The organism is Clostridium isatidis (genome assembly GCF_002285495.1).
Lineage (GTDB): Bacteria > Bacillota > Clostridia > Clostridiales > Clostridiaceae > Clostridium > Clostridium isatidis.
In genome coordinates this window covers 844,038-863,253 of sequence record NZ_CP016786.1, presented here as the reverse complement: position 1 = coordinate 863,253, position 19,216 = coordinate 844,038, and the positions used below count along the sequence as shown (strand labels likewise).

Annotated in this window: 27 protein-coding genes; 1 reads left to right on the top strand and 26 read right to left on the bottom strand. The window is 25.0% G+C overall.

Annotated features, from left to right (window positions below):
* Positions 1–3 precede the first annotated feature (3 nt).
* The 25 genes from xseA to BEN51_RS04015 all read right to left on the bottom strand — a co-directional run bounded on the left by xseA (position 4) and on the right by BEN51_RS04015 (position 16,054).
* On the bottom strand, positions 4–1,203 hold the full coding sequence (gene xseA / locus BEN51_RS04130) for an exodeoxyribonuclease VII large subunit (protein ID WP_119864824.1): 1,200 nt from the start codon (positions 1,201–1,203) through the stop codon (positions 4–6).
* Positions 1,166–2,041: a bifunctional 5,10-methylenetetrahydrofolate dehydrogenase/5,10-methenyltetrahydrofolate cyclohydrolase gene (locus BEN51_RS04125; RefSeq protein WP_119864823.1), complete on the bottom strand. Its 876-nt coding sequence runs from the start codon at positions 2,039–2,041 to the stop codon at positions 1,166–1,168. Before BEN51_RS04125 ends, xseA begins: the two co-directional genes overlap by 38 nt.
* A gap of 22 nt (positions 2,042–2,063) precedes the next feature.
* Entirely contained in the window at positions 2,064–2,474 is a 411-nt protein-coding gene (gene nusB / locus BEN51_RS04120) for a transcription antitermination factor NusB (RefSeq protein ID WP_119864822.1), read from the bottom strand.
* Positions 2,475–2,592: 118 nt separating this feature from the next.
* Positions 2,593–2,976, bottom strand: a complete 384-nt coding sequence (locus BEN51_RS04115; RefSeq protein ID WP_119864821.1) for an Asp23/Gls24 family envelope stress response protein — start codon at positions 2,974–2,976, stop codon at positions 2,593–2,595.
* 78 nt (positions 2,977–3,054) lie between these two features.
* Positions 3,055–3,579, bottom strand: coding sequence for a SpoIIIAH-like family protein (locus tag BEN51_RS04110; protein WP_119864820.1), 525 nt, complete (start codon positions 3,577–3,579; stop codon positions 3,055–3,057).
* A 39-nt stretch (positions 3,580–3,618) separates the two neighbouring features.
* Positions 3,619–4,224: a stage III sporulation protein AG gene (gene spoIIIAG / locus BEN51_RS04105; protein WP_119864819.1), complete on the bottom strand. Its 606-nt coding sequence runs from the start codon at positions 4,222–4,224 to the stop codon at positions 3,619–3,621.
* 10 nt (positions 4,225–4,234) lie between these two features.
* A complete protein-coding gene (gene spoIIIAF, locus BEN51_RS04100) occupies positions 4,235–4,816 on the bottom strand; it encodes a stage III sporulation protein AF (protein ID WP_119864818.1) in 582 nt (193 codons plus the stop codon).
* Positions 4,817–4,823: 7 nt separating this feature from the next.
* Positions 4,824–6,029, bottom strand: coding sequence for a stage III sporulation protein AE (gene spoIIIAE / locus BEN51_RS04095; RefSeq protein ID WP_119864817.1), 1,206 nt, complete (start codon positions 6,027–6,029; stop codon positions 4,824–4,826).
* Positions 6,030–6,037: 8 nt separating this feature from the next.
* Positions 6,038–6,421, bottom strand: coding sequence for a stage III sporulation protein AD (gene spoIIIAD, locus BEN51_RS04090; RefSeq protein WP_119864816.1), 384 nt, complete (start codon positions 6,419–6,421; stop codon positions 6,038–6,040).
* 8 nt (positions 6,422–6,429) lie between these two features.
* Positions 6,430–6,627, bottom strand: a complete 198-nt coding sequence (gene spoIIIAC / locus BEN51_RS04085) for a stage III sporulation protein AC (RefSeq protein ID WP_119864815.1) — start codon at positions 6,625–6,627, stop codon at positions 6,430–6,432.
* 16 nt (positions 6,628–6,643) lie between these two features.
* Positions 6,644–7,162, bottom strand: a complete 519-nt coding sequence (gene spoIIIAB, locus BEN51_RS04080; RefSeq protein ID WP_119864814.1) for a stage III sporulation protein SpoIIIAB — start codon at positions 7,160–7,162, stop codon at positions 6,644–6,646.
* Positions 7,150–8,076: a stage III sporulation protein AA gene (gene spoIIIAA / locus BEN51_RS04075; protein WP_119864813.1), complete on the bottom strand. Its 927-nt coding sequence runs from the start codon at positions 8,074–8,076 to the stop codon at positions 7,150–7,152. Before spoIIIAA ends, spoIIIAB begins: the two co-directional genes overlap by 13 nt.
* A 159-nt stretch (positions 8,077–8,235) precedes the next feature.
* Positions 8,236–8,598: a CD1247 N-terminal domain-containing protein gene (locus BEN51_RS04070; RefSeq protein WP_119864812.1), complete on the bottom strand. Its 363-nt coding sequence runs from the start codon at positions 8,596–8,598 to the stop codon at positions 8,236–8,238.
* 79 nt (positions 8,599–8,677) lie between these two features.
* Positions 8,678–9,235 carry an elongation factor P gene (gene efp / locus BEN51_RS04065; protein ID WP_119864811.1) on the bottom strand — a complete coding sequence of 186 codons (558 nt, stop codon included), beginning with the start codon at positions 9,233–9,235 and terminating at the stop codon, positions 8,678–8,680.
* A gap of 144 nt (positions 9,236–9,379) precedes the next feature.
* A complete protein-coding gene (locus BEN51_RS04060; RefSeq protein ID WP_119864810.1) occupies positions 9,380–9,733 on the bottom strand; it encodes a hypothetical protein in 354 nt (117 codons plus the stop codon).
* Positions 9,730–10,128, bottom strand: a complete 399-nt coding sequence (locus tag BEN51_RS04055) for a hypothetical protein (RefSeq protein ID WP_119864809.1) — start codon at positions 10,126–10,128, stop codon at positions 9,730–9,732. Before BEN51_RS04055 ends, BEN51_RS04060 begins: the two co-directional genes overlap by 4 nt.
* Complete coding sequence (locus tag BEN51_RS04050; RefSeq protein ID WP_119864808.1) at positions 10,106–10,723, bottom strand: hypothetical protein; 618 nt, start codon at positions 10,721–10,723, stop codon at positions 10,106–10,108. Before BEN51_RS04050 ends, BEN51_RS04055 begins: the two co-directional genes overlap by 23 nt.
* 12 nt (positions 10,724–10,735) lie before the next feature.
* Positions 10,736–11,176, bottom strand: coding sequence for a hypothetical protein (locus tag BEN51_RS04045; protein ID WP_119864807.1), 441 nt, complete (start codon positions 11,174–11,176; stop codon positions 10,736–10,738).
* Positions 11,167–11,673: a prepilin-type N-terminal cleavage/methylation domain-containing protein gene (locus BEN51_RS04040; protein ID WP_207652798.1), complete on the bottom strand. Its 507-nt coding sequence runs from the start codon at positions 11,671–11,673 to the stop codon at positions 11,167–11,169. The genes BEN51_RS04045 and BEN51_RS04040 overlap by 10 nt, the downstream gene beginning before the upstream one ends.
* Complete coding sequence (locus BEN51_RS04035) at positions 11,639–12,070, bottom strand: hypothetical protein (RefSeq protein ID WP_119864806.1); 432 nt, start codon at positions 12,068–12,070, stop codon at positions 11,639–11,641. Before BEN51_RS04035 ends, BEN51_RS04040 begins: the two co-directional genes overlap by 35 nt.
* Positions 12,067–12,528: a prepilin-type N-terminal cleavage/methylation domain-containing protein gene (locus BEN51_RS04030; RefSeq protein ID WP_119864805.1), complete on the bottom strand. Its 462-nt coding sequence runs from the start codon at positions 12,526–12,528 to the stop codon at positions 12,067–12,069. The genes BEN51_RS04035 and BEN51_RS04030 overlap by 4 nt, the downstream gene beginning before the upstream one ends.
* A complete protein-coding gene (locus BEN51_RS14000; protein WP_236906255.1) occupies positions 12,525–12,971 on the bottom strand; it encodes a type II secretion system F family protein in 447 nt (148 codons plus the stop codon). The genes BEN51_RS04030 and BEN51_RS14000 overlap by 4 nt, the downstream gene beginning before the upstream one ends.
* Before the next feature lie 172 nt (positions 12,972–13,143).
* The gene (locus tag BEN51_RS13995; RefSeq protein ID WP_236906254.1) at positions 13,144–13,578 is read right to left on the bottom strand and encodes a type II secretion system F family protein; all 435 of its coding nucleotides are present in this window, start codon (positions 13,576–13,578) and stop codon (positions 13,144–13,146) included.
* Positions 13,553–14,938: a GspE/PulE family protein gene (locus BEN51_RS04020; protein ID WP_119864804.1), complete on the bottom strand. Its 1,386-nt coding sequence runs from the start codon at positions 14,936–14,938 to the stop codon at positions 13,553–13,555. Before BEN51_RS04020 ends, BEN51_RS13995 begins: the two co-directional genes overlap by 26 nt.
* Positions 14,939–15,031: 93 nt before the next feature.
* Entirely contained in the window at positions 15,032–16,054 is a 1,023-nt protein-coding gene (locus BEN51_RS04015) for a hypothetical protein (RefSeq protein ID WP_236906253.1), read from the bottom strand.
* Between the two features lie 115 nt (positions 16,055–16,169).
* Here BEN51_RS04015 and BEN51_RS04010 point away from each other — a divergent pair, with 115 nt between their 5' ends.
* Positions 16,170–17,939 (top strand): Rqc2 family fibronectin-binding protein, encoded by a 1,770-nt coding sequence (locus BEN51_RS04010; protein WP_119864803.1) that lies wholly within the window; start codon positions 16,170–16,172, stop codon positions 17,937–17,939.
* A gap of 112 nt (positions 17,940–18,051) precedes the next feature.
* Here BEN51_RS04010 and BEN51_RS04005 read toward each other — a convergent pair whose 3' ends face one another.
* Complete coding sequence (locus tag BEN51_RS04005) at positions 18,052–19,209, bottom strand: THUMP domain-containing class I SAM-dependent RNA methyltransferase (RefSeq protein ID WP_119864802.1); 1,158 nt, start codon at positions 19,207–19,209, stop codon at positions 18,052–18,054.
* Positions 19,210–19,216: the final 7 nt, after the last annotated feature.

Genomic DNA, 19,216 nt, shown 5'->3' with positions numbered 1-19,216 from the left:
TCCTTAATTTAAGGAAGTAAATTTCCCATTTATTTTTCCATCTCTAAAAATAATATTTATTTCATCTAAATTATTTATTTCATCCTTAGAAGAAATTATATTGTCTTTGTTATCTTTAATAATTGTATATCCTTTATTTAAAACATTTATTGGATTATGCGCCTGAAGAATATCACTTAAAGACTTTAATTTCATTTTTTCTGTTTCCATCTTGTTTTGTATTATTTTATTAAGAGCATTCTTTAATCTGTCAAGCTCTAAATATGAATTTGAAATTATAATTTCTGGATTATTTAAAGAGAGAAATTTTTTATAATTTAATAGCCTTTCTCTCTCATATGACAACTTTTTATCTATTATTTCATTTAACTTAATCTTATAATTATCTATTTCAGAAAATATTTCTTCTTGAAGGGGAACTGCTATTTCTGCTGCTTGAGATGGGGTTGATGCCCTTAAGTCACTAACGAAATCAGAAATTGTAAAATCAACTTCATGACCAACTGCAGATATTATAGGTATTTTAGATTTAAAAATCACTTTTGCAAGATCTTCTTCATTAAAATTCCAGAGATCTTCAATAGACCCTCCACCTCTACCTATAATTATAACATCAACATTCTTATTTTTATTAAAAAACTCAATTCCAGCAATTATAGTTTTATATGCCCCTTCACCTTGAACTTGAGCAGGATATAATAAAATATCAACCAAACTGTTTCTACGTCTTGTTACATTTATTATATCTCTTATTACTGCTCCTGTTTCTGAAGTTACTACTCCTATTCTCCTTGGCATTTTAGGAATTGTTTTTTTATGTTCTTGATCAAAATATCCTTCCCTTGCAAGTTTATTCTTTAAATTCTCAAACTTTATATGTAATTCTCCTAAACCTTCCTTTTGAAGTTTATTTATATATAACTGCATTGAACCTAATCCTGGGTATAAAGAACATCTACAGCTTGCTATTACTTCCATTCCCTCTTCAAGTTTAAAATCTAATTCTAAAGCATTGCTTTTGAACATTACACAATTTATTTTACTAGTTGTATCTTTTAATGAAAAGTATATATGACCGCTAGAATGATATTTTAAATTAGATATTTCTCCCTTTACTAAAAGATTATTAAGAATAAAATCATTGTCTAATATTCTTTTTATATAGTTATTTAACTCCGTTACAGTTAGTGTTTTCATTTTCATTTCTTTCTAACGCCTCACATGCATTCTTTATTAATAAGGTAGTTGTTAAGGCACCAACTCCACCAGGAACCTTTGTAATAAGTTTTGCAATTTTACTAACTTCTTCAAAGTCTACATCACCAGTTATTTTTCCATTTAAAGAAGAAGTTCCTACATCTATTACAATTGCCCCTTCTTTTACATATTCCTTTGTTAAGAATTTGGGTTTGCCAATAGCAACTATAACAATATCAGCTTTTCTTGTAATTTCTTTAAGGGTTTGTGTTTTTGAATGACATATTGTAACTGTTGCATTTTTACTTAACATTAATTGTGCAACAGGCTTTCCAACTATATTACTTCTTCCTATAACTGTAACATTTTTTCCTTCTAAATTAACATCTGACTTTTCTAATAAGCTTAACACAGATTTTGGTGTGCAAGGAATTATTTCACCTTCTCCAGCAAATAATTTTCCTTGATTTATATAAGTTAAACAATCTATATCCTTTTTAGGAGATATTGTGTTTACTATTTTCTTTTCATTTAATCTTTGTGGAAGAGGTAATTGAACAATAATTCCGTCAACTTCTTCATCATTATTTAATTCTTCAATAATATTAATTAGATGTTCTTCCTCAATATCCTCTTCTAAAAGTATTTTTTTAAATTTACATCCTAATGATAAAGCAATTTTTTCTTGACTATTTATATAATATATAGATCCTTCATCTTTTCCAATTAATATTGAAGTAATCATTGGTTCTCTTTTATTATTTTCTTTTCTTAATCTAACAAATTCTCTAATTTCTTCTTTAATTTTACTTGCTATTAATCTTCCATCTATAATATTATCCATAATACCTCTCCCTTTAAATATATTACATTGTTTTTAAAATATTATCTAAAAGTCCATTTACAAAAGATACACTTTTTTCATCTGAATATTTTTTTGTTAGTTCTATTGCTTCGTTAATAGATACTTTTTCAGGTATATCATCAAAATAATTCATCTCAGCGATAGCTATTCTTAATATTGTTAAATTTACTTTTGATATTCTATCTATTGTCCATTTATTTAAAGATTTTTCTATTCTTGCATCAATTTCTTCTTTATTTTCTTCCACCTTTGTTAAAATAGTTTTTATATATTCTACATCTATTGTTTCTAATTTCATTTCATATTCTTCTATAAATGTACTAAAAGTTTCCTCTAATGTGTTCTTATTTAAAGTCATGCTAAATAATAATTCCATTGCAATTTCTCTGGATCTTTTTCTATTTTTGTTCATATTATCCTCCTTGGTATCTATATTATTGACTTTATATATTCTTTTAATCAATAAATATACTACACTAAAATTATTTAAATCACAAGAAAAACACCCTCTGAAAAATCAGAGGGTGATATTAATTTTCCTTTGTTTCTTCTTTTTGATTTTTAGGCAGGTAAATGTTTTGAACAATTACATTAACAGCTTCTACCTTTAAACCAGTCATAGTTTCAACAGTTTTCTTGACATTTTCTTGAACAGATCTTACTACTTCTGGTATTTTAATTCCGTATTCTACTGATAAATATAAATCAATTACAGCATTATCTTCATTTAAAGTAACTTTAACATTTTTACCTGAAGGTTTTTTACCTTTTAATAATTGTGATATGTTATTACCGCCTTGTTGTAAATCTACAACTCCTTTTATTTCTTCAGCAGCTATACCAGCTATTACGCTAACAACTTCATCAGAAATTTTAACTATTCCCATAGTTTCTTCATTGTTCATTTTTTCCATGTAATTACCTCCTAAGTGTTACTAAACACCATTTTTCTTAGGTATATTATAGCAAATCAATAATTATATTACAATGAATTATTTTGCTTCAATTATTACATCGCTAATTCCAGAAACATTTTCAGCAATTTCTTGAATTGCTACTGTATCAGCTTCTGTTAATTCATCTGCTCTTACAACAATTCTTACCTTATTTCCTTCAATTGAACATAATGCATCTTCAAAGCCTCTATTTTTCACACTTATTTCAATTTGACCTTCTTGATTAATTAACATAGTCTTTTCAATTAACTCATTATTTGCTAAGTCTTTTTCTTCTTGAGCAGTATTTTCATTATTAATTACTTCGTTAAGTGATTGTATGGTAGCTGAATTTAATTGTTCCTTTTCACTTCTTAAACTATAAAAATAATCTTGTGTTCCTAAAGTCTCCTTATCATCCTTTTTATCATCCTTTTCATCCTCAAAATTTGCTTGTGAAATAACTTGACCAAGATCTGTTGGATCATTTAGGCCAGATGCATTTAGTTTTGCTGCTAAAACTCCTACAAATGCTATAAGAGCCATTAGCGTGAAAATAATACCAAATTGTTTTTTTGTCATTTTAAATTCCCCCCATCTATTTTACAATTAAATTATATGCTACTCTTTCATAGGATATACATTTACTTTATCAATTGAAATGTCATATAAACTTGAAACTGCAACTTGAATATCATATTTTACCTTGTGACTTGAAGCACCTTCAGCAACTATAACAACTCCTGATATTTCAGGCTTGTTAACTTGTAAGATATACGGTTCAGTAGCGCTTCCATTTCCAGCCATTACAACCTTTGTACCATCCGTCTGTTGATTATTTGTTCTCTTTCCTCCTTGACTATCACTTTCTTCTGTAAATGATTGTGTTGTAGTATCTTCTGTAGCTGGTACTTTAATCTCTCCACTTTTAAAGTAAATCATCACTTCAACTTCTCCAACTCCCTGGATCTTTTTAAGAAGATTTTTAAGTTCGCTTTTCTGCTGTTCTTCATAATTTTGAATTACATTGTTATCCTCATTACTACTGATATTAGTTGTTTCTTCACTATTTACGCTAACAGATTTATTATTTTTCTTTCTTGTTGTATTTAAAAAACTAATAGCAAGTAATAAAAAGGCTAAAATTAATGCTATGCAGACTACATTCAAAAATTTCTTATCGTTAACGATTTTAGTTAACTCTTTTTTGAAATCCTTATTCCCCATCTTTTCACTCCTATTCATTGATTTTATAAATCTCTATTTTGTCTTTTGTAACAGCAAAAATTTCCATCAAGTAACTTACTATCTCATCTTTGTTATTTACCTCTTTTTCACTTTTCTTCTCTTCTTTAGTACTTATTATTACCTTATCTATCTTTGAAGTTCCCTTTTCTTTTACACCTACTTTAATTTTCTCTATAGAATATTCAATATTTTTAGGATCGATATTGCATATAATGTTACTTTCAAAATCCTGATTTACAAACTTTTCATTTAATAATCTATTACAGTTTTTCTCTAAATTTTCTTTAAACATTTCCAAAGTAGAACTACTATATTCTTTATTGCTACTAACCTCTATACTTTTATCATCCTCCTTATCTAGTTCAAAATATTCTGCAATATTACTAACTATTATATTTTCGCTATTAGAAAATATATCAATTATTGGTGATATCATAACAGCAATCAAAATTAACCCTAATACAAACTTCAAATATTTTTTCATGCTATTGTCTGGTGCTATTAGCTCTATAGCTGAAATTAATATTATCATCGTTGCTAGGGTGATTACATAGTCTTTAATCAGCTCCATAGCTTCTCTATCCTCCTATTATAAATTTTCCCGCTGATGCAATTATCCCAATTATCACAAAAAACATTAGGCTTACACATAATACGCAGGATATTAATAAGGTTATAGAATCGGAAGCAGCTACAATAGAACTTGTAATTCTTTTGTCTGTTATTGGCTCAATTACAGAAGCAGAAAGCTTATATATAAATGAAATCAATATTAGTTTAATTATTGGATATAACATCATAAGTATTATTATTAATAATCCAAAAGCACTTACGGCATTCTTTATTATTAAAGCATATCCCGCTACAGAAGAAATAGCGTCAGAAAAAGCTTTACCGACAATTGGAATGAAATTATCTACTGCAAATTTTGTTGTTTTAAGGGCCACAGCATCTATAGTAGAAGAAGTTATTCCTCTTACAGTTAAAAATCCAATATAAGTAACCAAAATTATTCCTTGAAGCCAAACAGTTATTTGTTTTGTAAACTTACATAAATTACTTATTTTATATTCAGTTGATATATTATTTACAAATTGAAGTACAAAAGATATTAATATCAATGGAATTATTATAGTTTTATATATTCTTGGAATTAATAATGTAGTTGCTAATACAATAGGATCTAAAGTTGCTGCTTGAGCAAAGCCTCCAATTGTACTAATCATCATAACTAAAACAGGTAATAAGGCTGACATAAAATCAGATAATTTATTTATTAAATCAATTGCAATATTAATAGAAACTATAAAAGATTTAGCAAGTAAAATTATTAGAATACAGTAACAAGAAAAAAAAGCTATATTACTTATACTGTCATTTGAAAAAGCAGACTGTAAATTTTTAATTAGAGAACATATAATTGCAATTGCTATTATACTTATAGACAAAGTTAATGAAGTTTTTACTTCTTTAAAGAGAAAAGATATAATTGAATTAATAATTGTCTTAAAAGATATATTTCCCTCCCCATTTTTTACATAGCTTTTTATATATTGAACAGGATCTAAATCGTTTAATAGTTCAACATCTAATTTCATATTATTTATATAGTTATATAGCGAATCTAGTTGATTATTAATTTCTTGATCCTCAATTTTCTCCTCTACAACTTCTACTTTATTAATTTCATCTGCATATATTCTTTTTTCAGGAAAAATTATTATTGTTAAAATAACTCCCAACAAAATTATTATTTTTTTTATTAAAATACATTTATTCTTCATTTCATCACCTATAATATTTGAAGTATGGAATCAAGAACTGCCATGAGTATCGGAACCGCTAATGCTAATATTAATATTTTAGCTGAAAATTCCACCTTGCTTCCTATACTGGATGCACCAGCATCTTTACATATTTCACTGCAAAAGGTTGCCAAATATGCAATTGCCAAAATTTTTACAACAACTCCTATATAAACAATATCAATATTAGTTTTACTGCTTATATTCTTGATAAAGTAAATTATTTCACTTAATTGACCAATAACTAATAGTAATATTAGAACTCCTGCAGTTGCAGAAATTAATAGGGCAATATCACTTCTTCTATCTTTAAATATTAAATAAAGGAATAAGGCAGAAAGTGCAAAAGCTACAATTTGAATAATTTCCATAGCTCCCCCTAAAACATAAACATTGTTCTTACAGCACTAAATAAGTCACTTATAAGCCCAATTAATGTAATTAAAATTATTACTATCCCTGCAATATTTGTTATCACTGCTATATCATCTTTACCGCTTGCCTTTAATACCTTATCTATTACAATGATTAACACTCCCATTGCTCCTAACTTAAAAATTAAACTCACATCTAGCATATGTTCCCCTCCTCCTTCATATTAAAAATATTACTATCATTGCACCTATGCATATTCCTAAACTTCTGTACATTTTTACATTCTTTCTTGCTATTTCTTCTGCAGAACTACAGTTGATTTTTAAATTTTCAATAGTTAAATTAAATAATTTATCTTGTCCATAAACTCCAGATTCTCCTAAAGACTTTAAAAAATCTTTAATTATTCTTAAGTCTTCTTTATTTAAACGAAATTCAAAGCTCATTTTTTCATATGCTTCTTTAAAAGATTCATAAATACTATTACTTTCACCTAAAAGAAGTTTTTCAGAAACTTTAACTAATATATCTTTTATTGGTGAATCTACCTTAAAGGATATATATTTTAAAGCTTCAGGCATAGGTGTATTGGCATATATAACTTCATTATTTAAAAATAGAGTTGCCTTCAAAATATTATTTAGTTGTGTGCTTCTTTTTTTATAAGTTTCTCCGTAGTAATAACCAATATAAGTACAGGAGATAAAAATCACAATATAGGATATTACTTTAAGCAATCTACTTCCCCCTTCATTCCCACTGAATATATTTTTTCTATATTACCAACTTTATTTCTATTACTTAATATAATAATTCTTTCAAGAATTTTATTCTCTAACAGATACTTAAAAATATTTCTATTATAAATATCTTCAATGCTATAGCCATGAATTGTGACTACTATATTTACCCCTGAATTAAAAGCCATATTTAAAGCTTCTATATCACCTTTTGTTCCTATTTCATCACAAATTAAAATATCAGGTGATAAACTTCTTATAGCCATTAACATACCTTCTCTTTTTAAGCAATTATCTAATACATCACTTCTTATTCCAACATTTAGCTGTGGAACACCATTATAACAAGCTGCTATTTCACTTCTTTCATCAATAATACTAACTTTTTTTCCTTTTAATCCTATAATAGGCATACCTTCAGAAATGTTTCTTGCTATATCTCTTAATATTGTAGTTTTACCACATTTAGGTGGAGAAACAATTAAAGTGTTATAAACCCTATCATTAAAAGTAATAAATTTCATTAATTCGTTAGAGCATCCAATAACCTCTCTACATATTCTTATATTTATTGATGAAATATTTCTAATTGTTCTTATTTCCCCATTTACAAAAATACATTCGCCTGCTATTCCTATTCTATGACCACCCCTTATTGTTATATAACCTTGTTTTATTTCTTCTTCATAGGCATATAAAGAATAATTTGATATTTTTACAAGGATTTGTTTCATCTCCTCCTCTTTAACTATATAAGGTAGAAGAATTTCATTTTCTGCTAGATATATTATTACTGGTTTATTTATCTTAATTCTTATTTCTTGAACTTGTTTTTCTAAAAGTATATTTTTTATTAGCCTGCTAATGTCTTGAGGTAATACTTTCATGATTTCTTCATATCTCAATTTCATCACTTCCTTTTCTAAGGTTATATTTAAACTTATTTCTTTCTATCAAATAATATTCATACTTATAATTAAATATGTAAAATATTTTAAAAAATAAAATAGGATATGTTTTAAATTACTTCTTTCGAATAATTTAAAACATATCCTATTTTTAACCTATTATTAAATTGCGTCGTTATGACAGAAAGGACATGGTATATTTTTATTATTATCTATCGATTCTTTTTCTACAAACAAAGATTTATTACAGTTCTTGCAATTAATTTCAACAAACTCATCATCCATTTCAATTAAATCTTCAATAGTTACTTCCTCAAATAATTCATCTTGTAACCCAGTTACATCCTCATCAAGATATTGAATATTTTCTTCTAAAGACTCCTGTCTTACGATTAATTCTTCAGTAACTTTTGATAAATCATCTAATACAGACAAAATATTATTAAAAATATCTTTATATTCCTTATTATTAACTTTTATTATGTCATTTTTTATAGTTTCTATTTTGTTCTTTATATTTTTCATAACCACTTTCCTTTACAAGCAATTTTTTATGAAAATTATAATAAAAAGCTAAGTTGTAACTTAGCCTTTACTATAATGATTATACTCTTTCCATGTATTCACCAGTTCTAGTGTCTACTCTAATAGTATCTCCTTCATTAACAAACATTGGAACATTAACAACTGCCCCAGTTTCTAATACTGCAGGTCTCATTGCATTAGTAGCTGTATTTCCTTTAACAGCTGGATCGCATTGTGTTATTAATAATTCTACAAAGTTTGGTGGTTCAACTGAGAAAGCTTCTCCTTTGTAAAACTTAATTATTGCATACATATTTTCTTTTAGATATTTTATTGCATCTTCTACTTTTTCATATTCTAATGGAATTTGTTCAAAAGTTTCTTGATCCATGAAGTAATATAATTCTCCATCTGAATAAAGATATTGCATTTCTTTTCTTTCTATTACAGCTTCTTGTAACTTAGTAGTTGGGTTAAAAGTTGTATCTGTTACTCCACCAGAAATAACGTTTCTTAGCTTTGTTCTTACGAAAGCAGCTCCCTTACCAGGTTTTACATGTAAGAAGTCTATAACAGTATAAACTTGTCCTTCATACTCAAAAGTAGTACCTTTTCTTAAATCTCCTGCTGATATCATTAAATATCCCTCCAAAACTTTTCAATATTTAATACAACTTATTGTTGCTTAGATTAAATATATACATACTATGACATAACAAAAATATTTTATCAAAATTTAATAATAAAAGCAATTATTTATATTAACTTCATTAATATGGTATTATATATTTTCAATTTCTAAATCTAAAGTTAATTTATTTTCTTCATATTTAATACTATAATTATTTATGTTATATCCCTTTAATTTGTTAAAAGCTTCTAAAACTTCATTATTACTACCTTCAATAATTAATCTTCCAATCCACTTTCCATCTCTTTTGCTATAACTAATAATTTCTAAATTTTTTATTAAACTTAATTCACTATCCATATCCTTAATATTTTTAACAGCTTTCTTCTCCATTATACATTCAGAAGTATAATTTTTCTTTTCGATATCCTTATTTCTTAGTAAAAATATCTGTAAGAAAGTTAACATCAATATGATAATTATATTAATTTTTCTTTTTTTCATATTTCTACTCCTAAAATATATTTTTTGTCTTTATTTTTAGAAATTGACGTAATTTTTAATTTATTCTCTTCTTCGATGAAATAAATTTTATCTATATTATTAGTTTCTATAGTTCCAACACCGTTTTGAATTTCTAATTTTGTAATATTTTTATCTATTTCTTCTATAAAAATCAAAATATTTTTCCTATTTTTAGCTTCTTCAACTGTAGAAATAACTTCAACAACAGGCTCAGTTTTATATTTTTTCAAGGAACTTAATGTTATAGGAAAAATAAATATATTAATCAAAATTAAAATATTTAATAGTCTTTTTATTGCACTCTCATCTCTCTCATTTATCTCTTCCAAATAATCTAAAGGTAAAAAATTTTTATTTCTTATATATTTTTTCATATAATACTTCTCCAGCCTTTCCGACTATAAAATCTTTATTAAATTTTAATTCTGAAACTAAAGAATCTATAACAATAATTTTATTTTTATTATCTTCGTTAATTTTCTTTTTTAATTCATCTAAATGACTATATAAAAAGGAATTAACAACAATTCCTTGAGCCACATCAATAAGATAATAATTATTATTAAATTTAAGAATAGCTAAATAATCTTTTATTTTATAATTTTTGCATAAATAATTCTTAATCCAAAATTGAATAGGATTAATTTCTAAGGTTCTAACATTCTTATATAATTCTTTAGATAAAATGTTTTTAGTAGAATATAAAAAAACTATGTTTTCTTTTTTTATATATTCATAATGAAATAATAACTCTTCTCTATTTGAGAATTCATCTTTTATTTTGTCATCAATAAATTTTTCTAAGTTTTTTCCTTCAAATTTATATTTTTTAATTAATATATTCTCATCAAATATAATTATTTTTCTATTTTTATTAAGATTATCAAGTAAATCTCTTAAATTTAATGTACTATATTCTTCTCCTTTAAAAATATATCTGTCTTTAATAATTCCTATAATACTTTCCATGCCTCCTCCTATCTATAGTATAAAATCAGTTTTATAAGTATTTGGTATTAAGTACACTTTATCTTCCTCTATTATTTCATAAAGACCTATATATCTTTTTCCCTTTCCTTTTATTTCTATCATAAATAAATTTCTGCCATCATGAATAATTGAATAATTCTTATAATTGTCATTAGAATAAATTTTTACTTCCTTTAATTGTTTTATTGCTTCATTTTTTAAACTTTCATATGTGGATATATCTAAATTAATAAATTTATTAGATAACTGTAGGAATTCACTTTCCTTATAATTTAAACTATTAATATTTTCATAAGTGTAATATAATTTAGACTTTAATAAATTATTTGATATTACTTTTAAGGATAAAGTAACTATAAAAGTAACAATCATAAGAACAATGGATGCTTGTAATAATGTAGATCCTTTTTTAGACTTTTTCTTTATAAACATTGTATCCTCTCTTCTCCATATATGTTTTCTATTATTAAATAAAATAATTTTCCCTTTTTTATTATGGTAAAATCTGATACCTCTCTCATAATTACATTAATTCCTGTTCTAAAATTATTTTTATAAGTTTCAAGTACAATTTTATTATCAAAATTATCTAACTTTATTTTCTTCTGATAAACCTTATCTTCAGAATGTTTTTCTCTATAAGTAATAATAATTTCATTAGTTAAGCCCCTATCATTATCTATAATATTAATATTTTCAATCATTTTACCTTTTATCAATCTATCAATAGTTATTAATGCGTCATCAAAGGAATCCTTTCTAATGGATTTTTCATTATAAAATTTGTAACTCTTATATGTTATTGAAATTATTTGGTACGATACTCCTAAAACTATTAATTCTAATGCAATAGCTATTATTAACTCAATTAATGTATAGCCCTTTTTCTTCTTTTTATATCCAATTTGTTTTAGTGAATTCCCTCTCACTTATAGTATCACCCTTATTATCTTTTATAGTAATATTAATCAATAATATTGTATTATCTTCATTAGAGTTTTTTATTTTAATTTCAACTCCTTCACCTTTAGTTAAACTAAATAAAGGCATAGTTAATAACTTTCTAAAGTTCTCTTCAGAAAATTCATATTTTAAACAGTCCCTATTATCTAATTCATTGAGTATATCCTCAATTTTTAGATTATATTTTATTTCATTTTCAATAGAATAAGCGAATCTATTGGCACTTTCTCTTTCCTCTCTCATCAAAAAAGAATTTTGCATATATTTTAATAAATTTGTTGATAGAACTCCTGCTAATAATAAAATTGATAGACTTATTATTGCCTCAACTAATACACTGCCCTTTTTATTTTTCCTTTTCAATCTATTAAATCCCCTTCCTTTACACCAATTATGTCATTTCCTACTCCTATTTTAATTTCCTTTTTATACTCATCTTTATATAGAATGTTAATAGTTCCAGAGGTTTTTATAAAACCTTCTTCATTTACTTCTATATTATTACTATTAAATTTACTAGTTATTTTAATATCCTTATCCATTTCTATTTCTTTTGTTATGCCATGATTTATATCAGATACTCTAAATTTTATTGATTTTCCATATTTATCTATAATAATATCTCCCATTACTTTATACCTTCTACAATATTGTTTCCCATAACTTATCAATCTTCTTACATCAGAAACAGTAGCTTCAAAATTTAATTTATTATTTAATTCATAATAATTATTTATCCCAATACAAGTAATGCTAGAGATTATTGATAATATTGCAATTACAGTAATGACCTCAATTAAAGTAAAAGCTCTTTTTTTCATCTAATAGCACTTCCTGAAATCAAATCAAATATTGGTAGAACAAAAATTATAATAAAAATCATAATCATTCCTCCCATCAAAATAATTATCCCCGGTTGTAGTAGTGCTAGGTATTTATTTATATTTTTTATTACTTTACTTTCTAAATAATCTGTTAAAGTATTTAGCCTTTCCTCAACCGATCCACTTTCTTCTCCTAATTTTATAATTGATATTGTATAATTGCTATATTCTTTACTATCTTCTAAAGTTTCAGAAATGCTTTTTCCCTCCATTATACTTTTGCTTAAATTTATTAGTTTTTCTTTGAGTATTAAGCTTTTAAAGCTATTTGCCGTATAATATAGTCCCTTAGTCAAACTCACTCCACTTTCAATAATAATAGTTACTACCAAAACGAAAATAAGTTCATAAAAATCTTTAATAACTTTAAAGTTTGTCAAAATTCTCTTTATATATTTAACTAAAAATTTTCTTATTGCAAAATAAGGAATTAATATTCCCCAAAAGATAATATAGGTAATTAATAAAATAGGAGTTTCTTTTCCAAACTTCGCTAATTTATTTGCAATTGTAAAAACAAATGGTATTTCTGCATCTAAATCTATAAAGAAACTATATAAACTTGGAACTATAATAAAAATTAACTAATACTAATATCAAGATAGAAATTAATAATATTATTGGATATGATAAAGCATTTATTATTGTTTCCCTAATATAATTTATTTTTTTATAATATCTTTCAATTCCTCTTAAAACTTTAATTAAATTTCCGCTTTTTTCGCCTACTGATATCATTCCTACAAAAAATTCAGGATATAAATCTTTATAGCTACTAAAAGCCTCTTCTAAAGATCTTCCTGATTTAATCTCTTCCTTAATTTTAATAAGACTTTCTTTATAATTTTTCTTTATAGGAAGTTCTATTAATAAGTCCATGATAATTAAAAAAGAAATACCACTTTCATATAACGAAGCCATATTTCCTGCAAGTAACGCCAAACTATTATTATCTCTCTTATTAGCAAGTAATTTTATTTTTTTCATATCCCAATCCTTCTTCAATAATAAAATTATTATAATCCTTAATAGTTATTTCACCCTTAATTAATAGTTCTTTTAAATTATCAATCATTTCATTATTACCCTTATTCTCAATTTCATGAATAACTTCTTCTTTATTTATATTATTTCTATCTAATAGCACAACTGTGCTAACAACTTTTCTTCCCTTATATCCTGTAAAATTACAGAATGTACATCCATTACTTCTATAATTATAAAAGCTGCCCCATTCTAAACTAAATCTTTCTCCCTTTTCTTTACAATGACTACAAAGAGTTCTTATTAATCTTTGAGATATTATTCCAACTAATGAATCCTTTATCAAATATGATTTTACCCCCATATCCTCTAATCTATAAAACACTTCTCCAGGAGTTTTAGTATGAATTGTAGAATAAACCTTATGTCCTGTTAATGATGCAGTAACTGCCATTTTAGCCGTTTCTTCATCTCTGATTTCACCAACCATTATTACATCTGGATCTTGTCTTAGAATACTTCTAAGTCCAGCTGAAAAGGTTACCCCTGCTTTTCTATTTAAACTCATTTGATTTATCCCTTCTATTATTACTTCTATAGGATCCTCTAAAGTAGTAATATTAATTTCTTTTTTATTTATTTCTTTTAATATTGAATACAAGGTACTTGATTTTCCACTTCCAGTTGGACCATTTATAATAACAAGTCCATTATTTAAACTTATTATTTTATTTAATTTATCTTTTTGCTTTGAGTTTAAATTTAATGAATCAAGATTATAATTAAAAACCTCGCTATATAAAATTCTAATAACTAATTTTTCTCCATATAGTATTGGTATAGTCGATAATCTCAAATCATAGCTCTTTTCATGGACCTTTTGATGCAATTTTCCATCCTGAGGTCTCCTTTTTTCAGTTATGTCCATATTCCCCATTGCTTTTACCTTTGTAATTAATTTATTGTATTCTTCATAATTTAATTTATATATTGGTTGTAAGATTCCATCTATTCTAAATCTTATTAATACATCTTCCTTTTGTGGTTCAAAATGTATATCAGAAGAATTCTGATTTATAGCTCTTCCAAGGATCTCTTCAAATAGATTTTCTTCCTGCCCTAAAAATACAGCTTCTATTAGATTTAATAAATAGTCCTCTTCTGTTAATATAACTTTAATCTTAGAAGAATATAAAAATTCTAATTCTTTATTATCCTTAATATTGTTATTGGAAGCTAGCAATATTAATTTATTATTTTGGATTTCTACTGGTAGATATTTGTTATTTTCTGCTCGACTTTTATTAATTTTTCTTGCAACGTCTAAATTTACATCTCTTATATCAAAAATATTCTTCACCATAACATCACCATTATAATTATTTACATTTTTGTATAATATATACATTAATTTATAAAAAAATAAGAATATTTATAATCTATATTATAAATACTCTTATTTGAATTCTATAAAATAATAATTACCTTCAATATTATTAATTATACTAATAGTTTCATCTTCACATAGATAAATACCGTTTAAATTATAATTTTCTTCGCTTCCCATGAAGAGTATATTTCCATTACCATCTGTAGAAAGCCCTTTATCTAAATTAATAATTTTAGGAAAATCATAAATCAATCTTTTTATAATTTTATTTTTATATTTATATAATGAATAATTATTATTTTCTATTTTTCCTAAAATATATAAAGTATCATCTATTATTTCAACGTCTTTAATATCAAGAACATTTCCTATTTCATTTTCTATTTTGCCTTCTTCATCAAGTACTTTTAATATTTTATCATGATTTTCTTTAACTTGAACAAAAGAAATTTTATTATTAGATACTTTTAATAGTTCTATAAATCCAATATCTAATTTATAAAGAAGAGTTTCTTCTTTTTCTTTTATATTATAAATAAAGAGACCATTATTTTTTTCTTTATCAATTCCATAGTATATAATCGTATCTTCATTTAACCAATCTACTAAATAACCGGATATTGCTACATTACTCTTTATTTCTATAAATTTTGAATTAGATAGATCTTTAATTACTGGTTTTAAAAAATCTTCTCTTATAAAATATAATATGTAATTTCCTCCCAATGACAATTTGGGAGTTATTACTTCTTTTTCATTATCTAAAGTTACCTTCTTACCAAAGTAATTTACTTTGATTTTTCCCTCTTCATTAAAAATATAATTATTGCTTTTTATATCATAGGATAATGGCACATTATTACTTTCAATCTTATTATAAGAATTATTAATTAAATCATAGAACTCATAATTACCCAAATTTTCTTTAACTATAGATCCACTATTCATTTTTAAAGGATTATCCATTAATTCCTTAGAATTATTACAGGATATTAGAAAAACACTTGAAATTATTAAAAAATACTTAATTGACTTTTTTAGTAATTTATTAATTTTTATTTCACCTCTTACATCATATAATTTTACCATTGTAAATAAATTCTGCCTTTTCAATTATATATCATAATCAATATAATTTTATATTATTGATAAATTTATTTTTTATATGTATACTATTTTTATTACCAAAGAAAGGATGATATACATGGCATTAGATGGTATATTTTTAAACAGTATAGTAAATGAATTAAAAGCTTCTATTATTGATGCTAAAATAGATAAAATAAATCAACCTGAAAAAGATGAAGTAATCTTAACATTACGCAAAGACAGAAAAAATATTAGATTATTAATTTCTGCTTCTTCAAAATTTCCTAGAATACATATAACTAATATAATTAAGCCAAATCCAATTAAAGCTCCTATGTTTACAATGGTTATGAGAAAATATCTATTAGGTGGAAAAATAACAGATATTTCTCAAATAAATGGAGATAGAATCCTGATGATTCAAATAGAAAATACCGATGATTTAGGTTTTTTTAGTAAATATATTTTAATTATTGAAATTATGGGAAGACATAGCAATATATCTCTTGTTAGAGAAAGAGATAATAAAATTATGGAATGTATAAAACACATTTCTTCAGATGTAAATAGCTATAGAATTTTGCATCCTGGAATAGAATACGTATATCCTCCAATTTCTAATAAATTAAATCCTTTTAATTTCAACAAAGAAGAATTTATAACTTTTTCTTCAGAAATAAACTTGGATGAAAACTTTTTTTCAAAGGCTTTTACTGGTGTTGGAAAATTTCTATCGAAAGCCCTTTATGAAAAATTGTCACAAGATAATAATACCATAAATCTTGAGATTATTTTTAATTTCTTTAAAAATTTTATAGAAAATTTAAATAATAACTTTGTTTTTACTATATACTCAACTAAGGGACTTTATAAGGATTTTCATTGCATAGAATTTCCAGAAAAAATTTCTGAATATAAAATTATTAAATTTAATAGCCCATCTGAATTACTCGAAGAATATTATTATATAAAAGATAAACAAGACAGACTCTCAAGTAGATCTACAGCTCTACAAAAACTAATTAATACAAATATTGAAAGATGTAATAATAAAAACAAAAAACTAAATTCTATATTAGCTGAAGCCAAAAATAAAGAAAAGTATAAAGTTCAAGGTGATTTATTAACTTCTTATATATATATACTTAATAAAGGAATGAAAGAAATTACTTTGCTTAACTTTTTTAGCGAAAAAACTGATGATTATATTACCATTGAATTAGATGAAAATTTAAGTCCTTCAGAAAATATTCAAAAATTATATAAAAAATATAATAAATTAAAAAAATCTGAAGAATCTGCTTTAGAACAGTTAGAAAAAAATAAAGAAGAACTTGATTATTTACTTTCAGTATTAACAAATATTAATAATTGTGATACATATGAGGAAATAGATGAAATTAAAAAAGAATTAATTGAAACTGGATATCTAAAATCAAAAGGTGCTAATAAAAATGCTAAGAATGAAAAATCTTCTAGAGCAATGCACTTTATTTCTTCAGAAGGAATAGAGATTTATGTAGGTAAAAATAATATTCAAAATGAGTATTTAAGCCTAAAATTTGCTAATAAAAATCATATTTGGCTGCATACAAAAAATATTCCTGGTTCTCATGTTATCTTGTGTACCGAAACTCCCTCCGACCTTTCTTTAAAAGAAGCTGCTATTATAGCAGCTTACTATAGTAAGGGAAGAGATTCGTCAAAAATTGAAATAGACTATACTAAAGTTAAAAATTTAAAAAAACCAAATGGGGCAAAACCTGGTATGGTTATTTACTACACAAATTCATCCATTATAGTTAGACCACAAGACTTTAATAATTTTAAATTTGAAGGTAACAGAATAATTAGCTGCAACCAAGAAATAATAGATAATAATTAAATATTTTATTACAAAAAAACTGCTGGAAAACTCCAGCAGTTTTTATTTTTTATATTTATCATAACAAAACTATATTTTTAGTTAGTAATTATTAAGTATTAATATCAATTAATTATATATGATTAATAAGCATATCTCCTTCATTTTTTATATGCTCATTATCAAAGTATTGATAATAATAACATTTTAGTTTTCCATTATACAATTTTCTATTTTTGGAAGCCTTTCTTCCAAATGGCTTCTCAAATCCTTCAAAAGAAGTTAAAATATTGAAATCCCAATTTTTATATTTATCTTTATATTCACCAAACCTTTTATATAATTCCTCTACTTCTTTTTTATCTCCAAGCCTCTCTCCATAAGGAGGATTTGAAATAATGAAAGCATATTTTTCACTACTAGAAAAGTCCATAAAATTTCTTCTATGAAAATCAATATATTGGGCAACTCCGGCTTTTTCGGCATTACTTCTAGCAACTTTTAAAACTCTACCATCAATGTCATAACCTAATAACTTAATATCCTTATTTTTTATAGCCCTCTCAGCCCCTTCCCTAACTTGCTCAAATATATCTTCATCGAAAGTTGGCCATGTTTCGCATGTAAAAGTTCTACAAAGTCCTGGTGCAATATTTTGCATTATCATTGCGGCTTCAATAAGAATTGTTCCAGAACCACAAAATGGATCAATTAGAGTAAAATCTTCTTTCCATCTAGAGATTAAAACCATTGCGGCAGCTAAAGTTTCTTTTAAAGGTGCTATTCCTGCTTCTTCTCTATACCCTCTCTTATGAAGGCCTGGTCCAGATGTATCAATTGTTAAAGTTACTTTATCTTTTAATATAGATACTTCAATTTTATATAAAGGACCGTCTTCCTCAAATTTTTTTAATCCATAAGAAGCACTCATACTATCTACAATAGCTTTTTTTACAATTGATTGGCAGTCAGGTACACTATAAAGAGTAGATTTTACGGACTTACCATTAACATGCATAATACCATCTTTAGGTATAATATCACTCCAATTTATTTTCTTAGTTCCTTGGTAAAGTTCTTCAAAGGAGAAGGCGTTAAATTCTCCCATATTAATTAATATTCTGTCAGCTGTTCTTAAATGAATATTAGCAATAGCAATATCCATTTCATCACCTTCAAAATGTACCTTACCATTTTCAGTTCTTAAATTTTCATAACCCAATGCTTTTAATTCTTTAGCTGTAATACCTTCTAATCCAAAGGTTGTTGTTGCTATTAACTTATAATCCATATTCTCT

Excerpts from the sequence above, each read along its gene's own strand:
- BEN51_RS04115 (WP_119864821.1), bottom strand. The coding sequence starts at position 2,976 with ATGGAAAAAATGAACAATGAAGAAACTATGGGAATAGTTAAAATTTCT.
- spoIIIAA (WP_119864813.1), bottom strand. The coding sequence starts at position 8,076 with ATGAAATTGAGATATGAAGAAATCATGAAAGTATTACCTCAAGACATT.
- spoIIIAE (WP_119864817.1), bottom strand. The coding sequence starts at position 6,029 with ATGAAGAATAAATGTATTTTAATAAAAAAAATAATAATTTTGTTGGGA.
- BEN51_RS04020 (WP_119864804.1), bottom strand. The coding sequence starts at position 14,938 with ATGGTGAAGAATATTTTTGATATAAGAGATGTAAATTTAGACGTTGCA.
- BEN51_RS04010 (WP_119864803.1), top strand. The coding sequence starts at position 16,170 with ATGGCATTAGATGGTATATTTTTAAACAGTATAGTAAATGAATTAAAA.
- efp (WP_119864811.1), bottom strand. The coding sequence starts at position 9,235 with ATGATATCAGCAGGAGATTTAAGAAAAGGTACTACTTTTGAGTATGAA.
- nusB (WP_119864822.1), bottom strand. The coding sequence starts at position 2,474 with ATGAACAAAAATAGAAAAAGATCCAGAGAAATTGCAATGGAATTATTA.
- spoIIIAG (WP_119864819.1), bottom strand. The coding sequence starts at position 4,224 with ATGGGGAATAAGGATTTCAAAAAAGAGTTAACTAAAATCGTTAACGAT.
- BEN51_RS04045 (WP_119864807.1), bottom strand. The coding sequence starts at position 11,176 with ATGTTTATAAAGAAAAAGTCTAAAAAAGGATCTACATTATTACAAGCA.
- BEN51_RS04070 (WP_119864812.1), bottom strand. The coding sequence starts at position 8,598 with ATGAAAAATATAAAGAACAAAATAGAAACTATAAAAAATGACATAATA.
- spoIIIAF (WP_119864818.1), bottom strand. The coding sequence starts at position 4,816 with ATGGAGCTGATTAAAGACTATGTAATCACCCTAGCAACGATGATAATA.
- BEN51_RS04005 (WP_119864802.1), bottom strand. The coding sequence starts at position 19,209 with ATGGATTATAAGTTAATAGCAACAACAACCTTTGGATTAGAAGGTATT.
- BEN51_RS04055 (WP_119864809.1), bottom strand. The coding sequence starts at position 10,128 with ATGAAAAAATATATAAGAAATAAAAATTTTTTACCTTTAGATTATTTG.
- BEN51_RS04030 (WP_119864805.1), bottom strand. The coding sequence starts at position 12,528 with ATGAAAAAAAGAGCTTTTACTTTAATTGAGGTCATTACTGTAATTGCA.
- BEN51_RS04125 (WP_119864823.1), bottom strand. The coding sequence starts at position 2,041 with ATGGATAATATTATAGATGGAAGATTAATAGCAAGTAAAATTAAAGAA.
- BEN51_RS04050 (WP_119864808.1), bottom strand. The coding sequence starts at position 10,723 with ATGGAAAGTATTATAGGAATTATTAAAGACAGATATATTTTTAAAGGA.
- xseA (WP_119864824.1), bottom strand. The coding sequence starts at position 1,203 with ATGAAAATGAAAACACTAACTGTAACGGAGTTAAATAACTATATAAAA.
- BEN51_RS04015 (WP_236906253.1), bottom strand. The coding sequence starts at position 16,054 with ATGGTAAAATTATATGATGTAAGAGGTGAAATAAAAATTAATAAATTA.
- spoIIIAC (WP_119864815.1), bottom strand. The coding sequence starts at position 6,627 with ATGCTAGATGTGAGTTTAATTTTTAAGTTAGGAGCAATGGGAGTGTTA.
- BEN51_RS04110 (WP_119864820.1), bottom strand. The coding sequence starts at position 3,579 with ATGACAAAAAAACAATTTGGTATTATTTTCACGCTAATGGCTCTTATA.
- BEN51_RS04060 (WP_119864810.1), bottom strand. The coding sequence starts at position 9,733 with ATGAAAAAAAGAAAAATTAATATAATTATCATATTGATGTTAACTTTC.
- spoIIIAD (WP_119864816.1), bottom strand. The coding sequence starts at position 6,421 with ATGGAAATTATTCAAATTGTAGCTTTTGCACTTTCTGCCTTATTCCTT.
- BEN51_RS13995 (WP_236906254.1), bottom strand. The coding sequence starts at position 13,578 with ATGAAAAAAATAAAATTACTTGCTAATAAGAGAGATAATAATAGTTTG.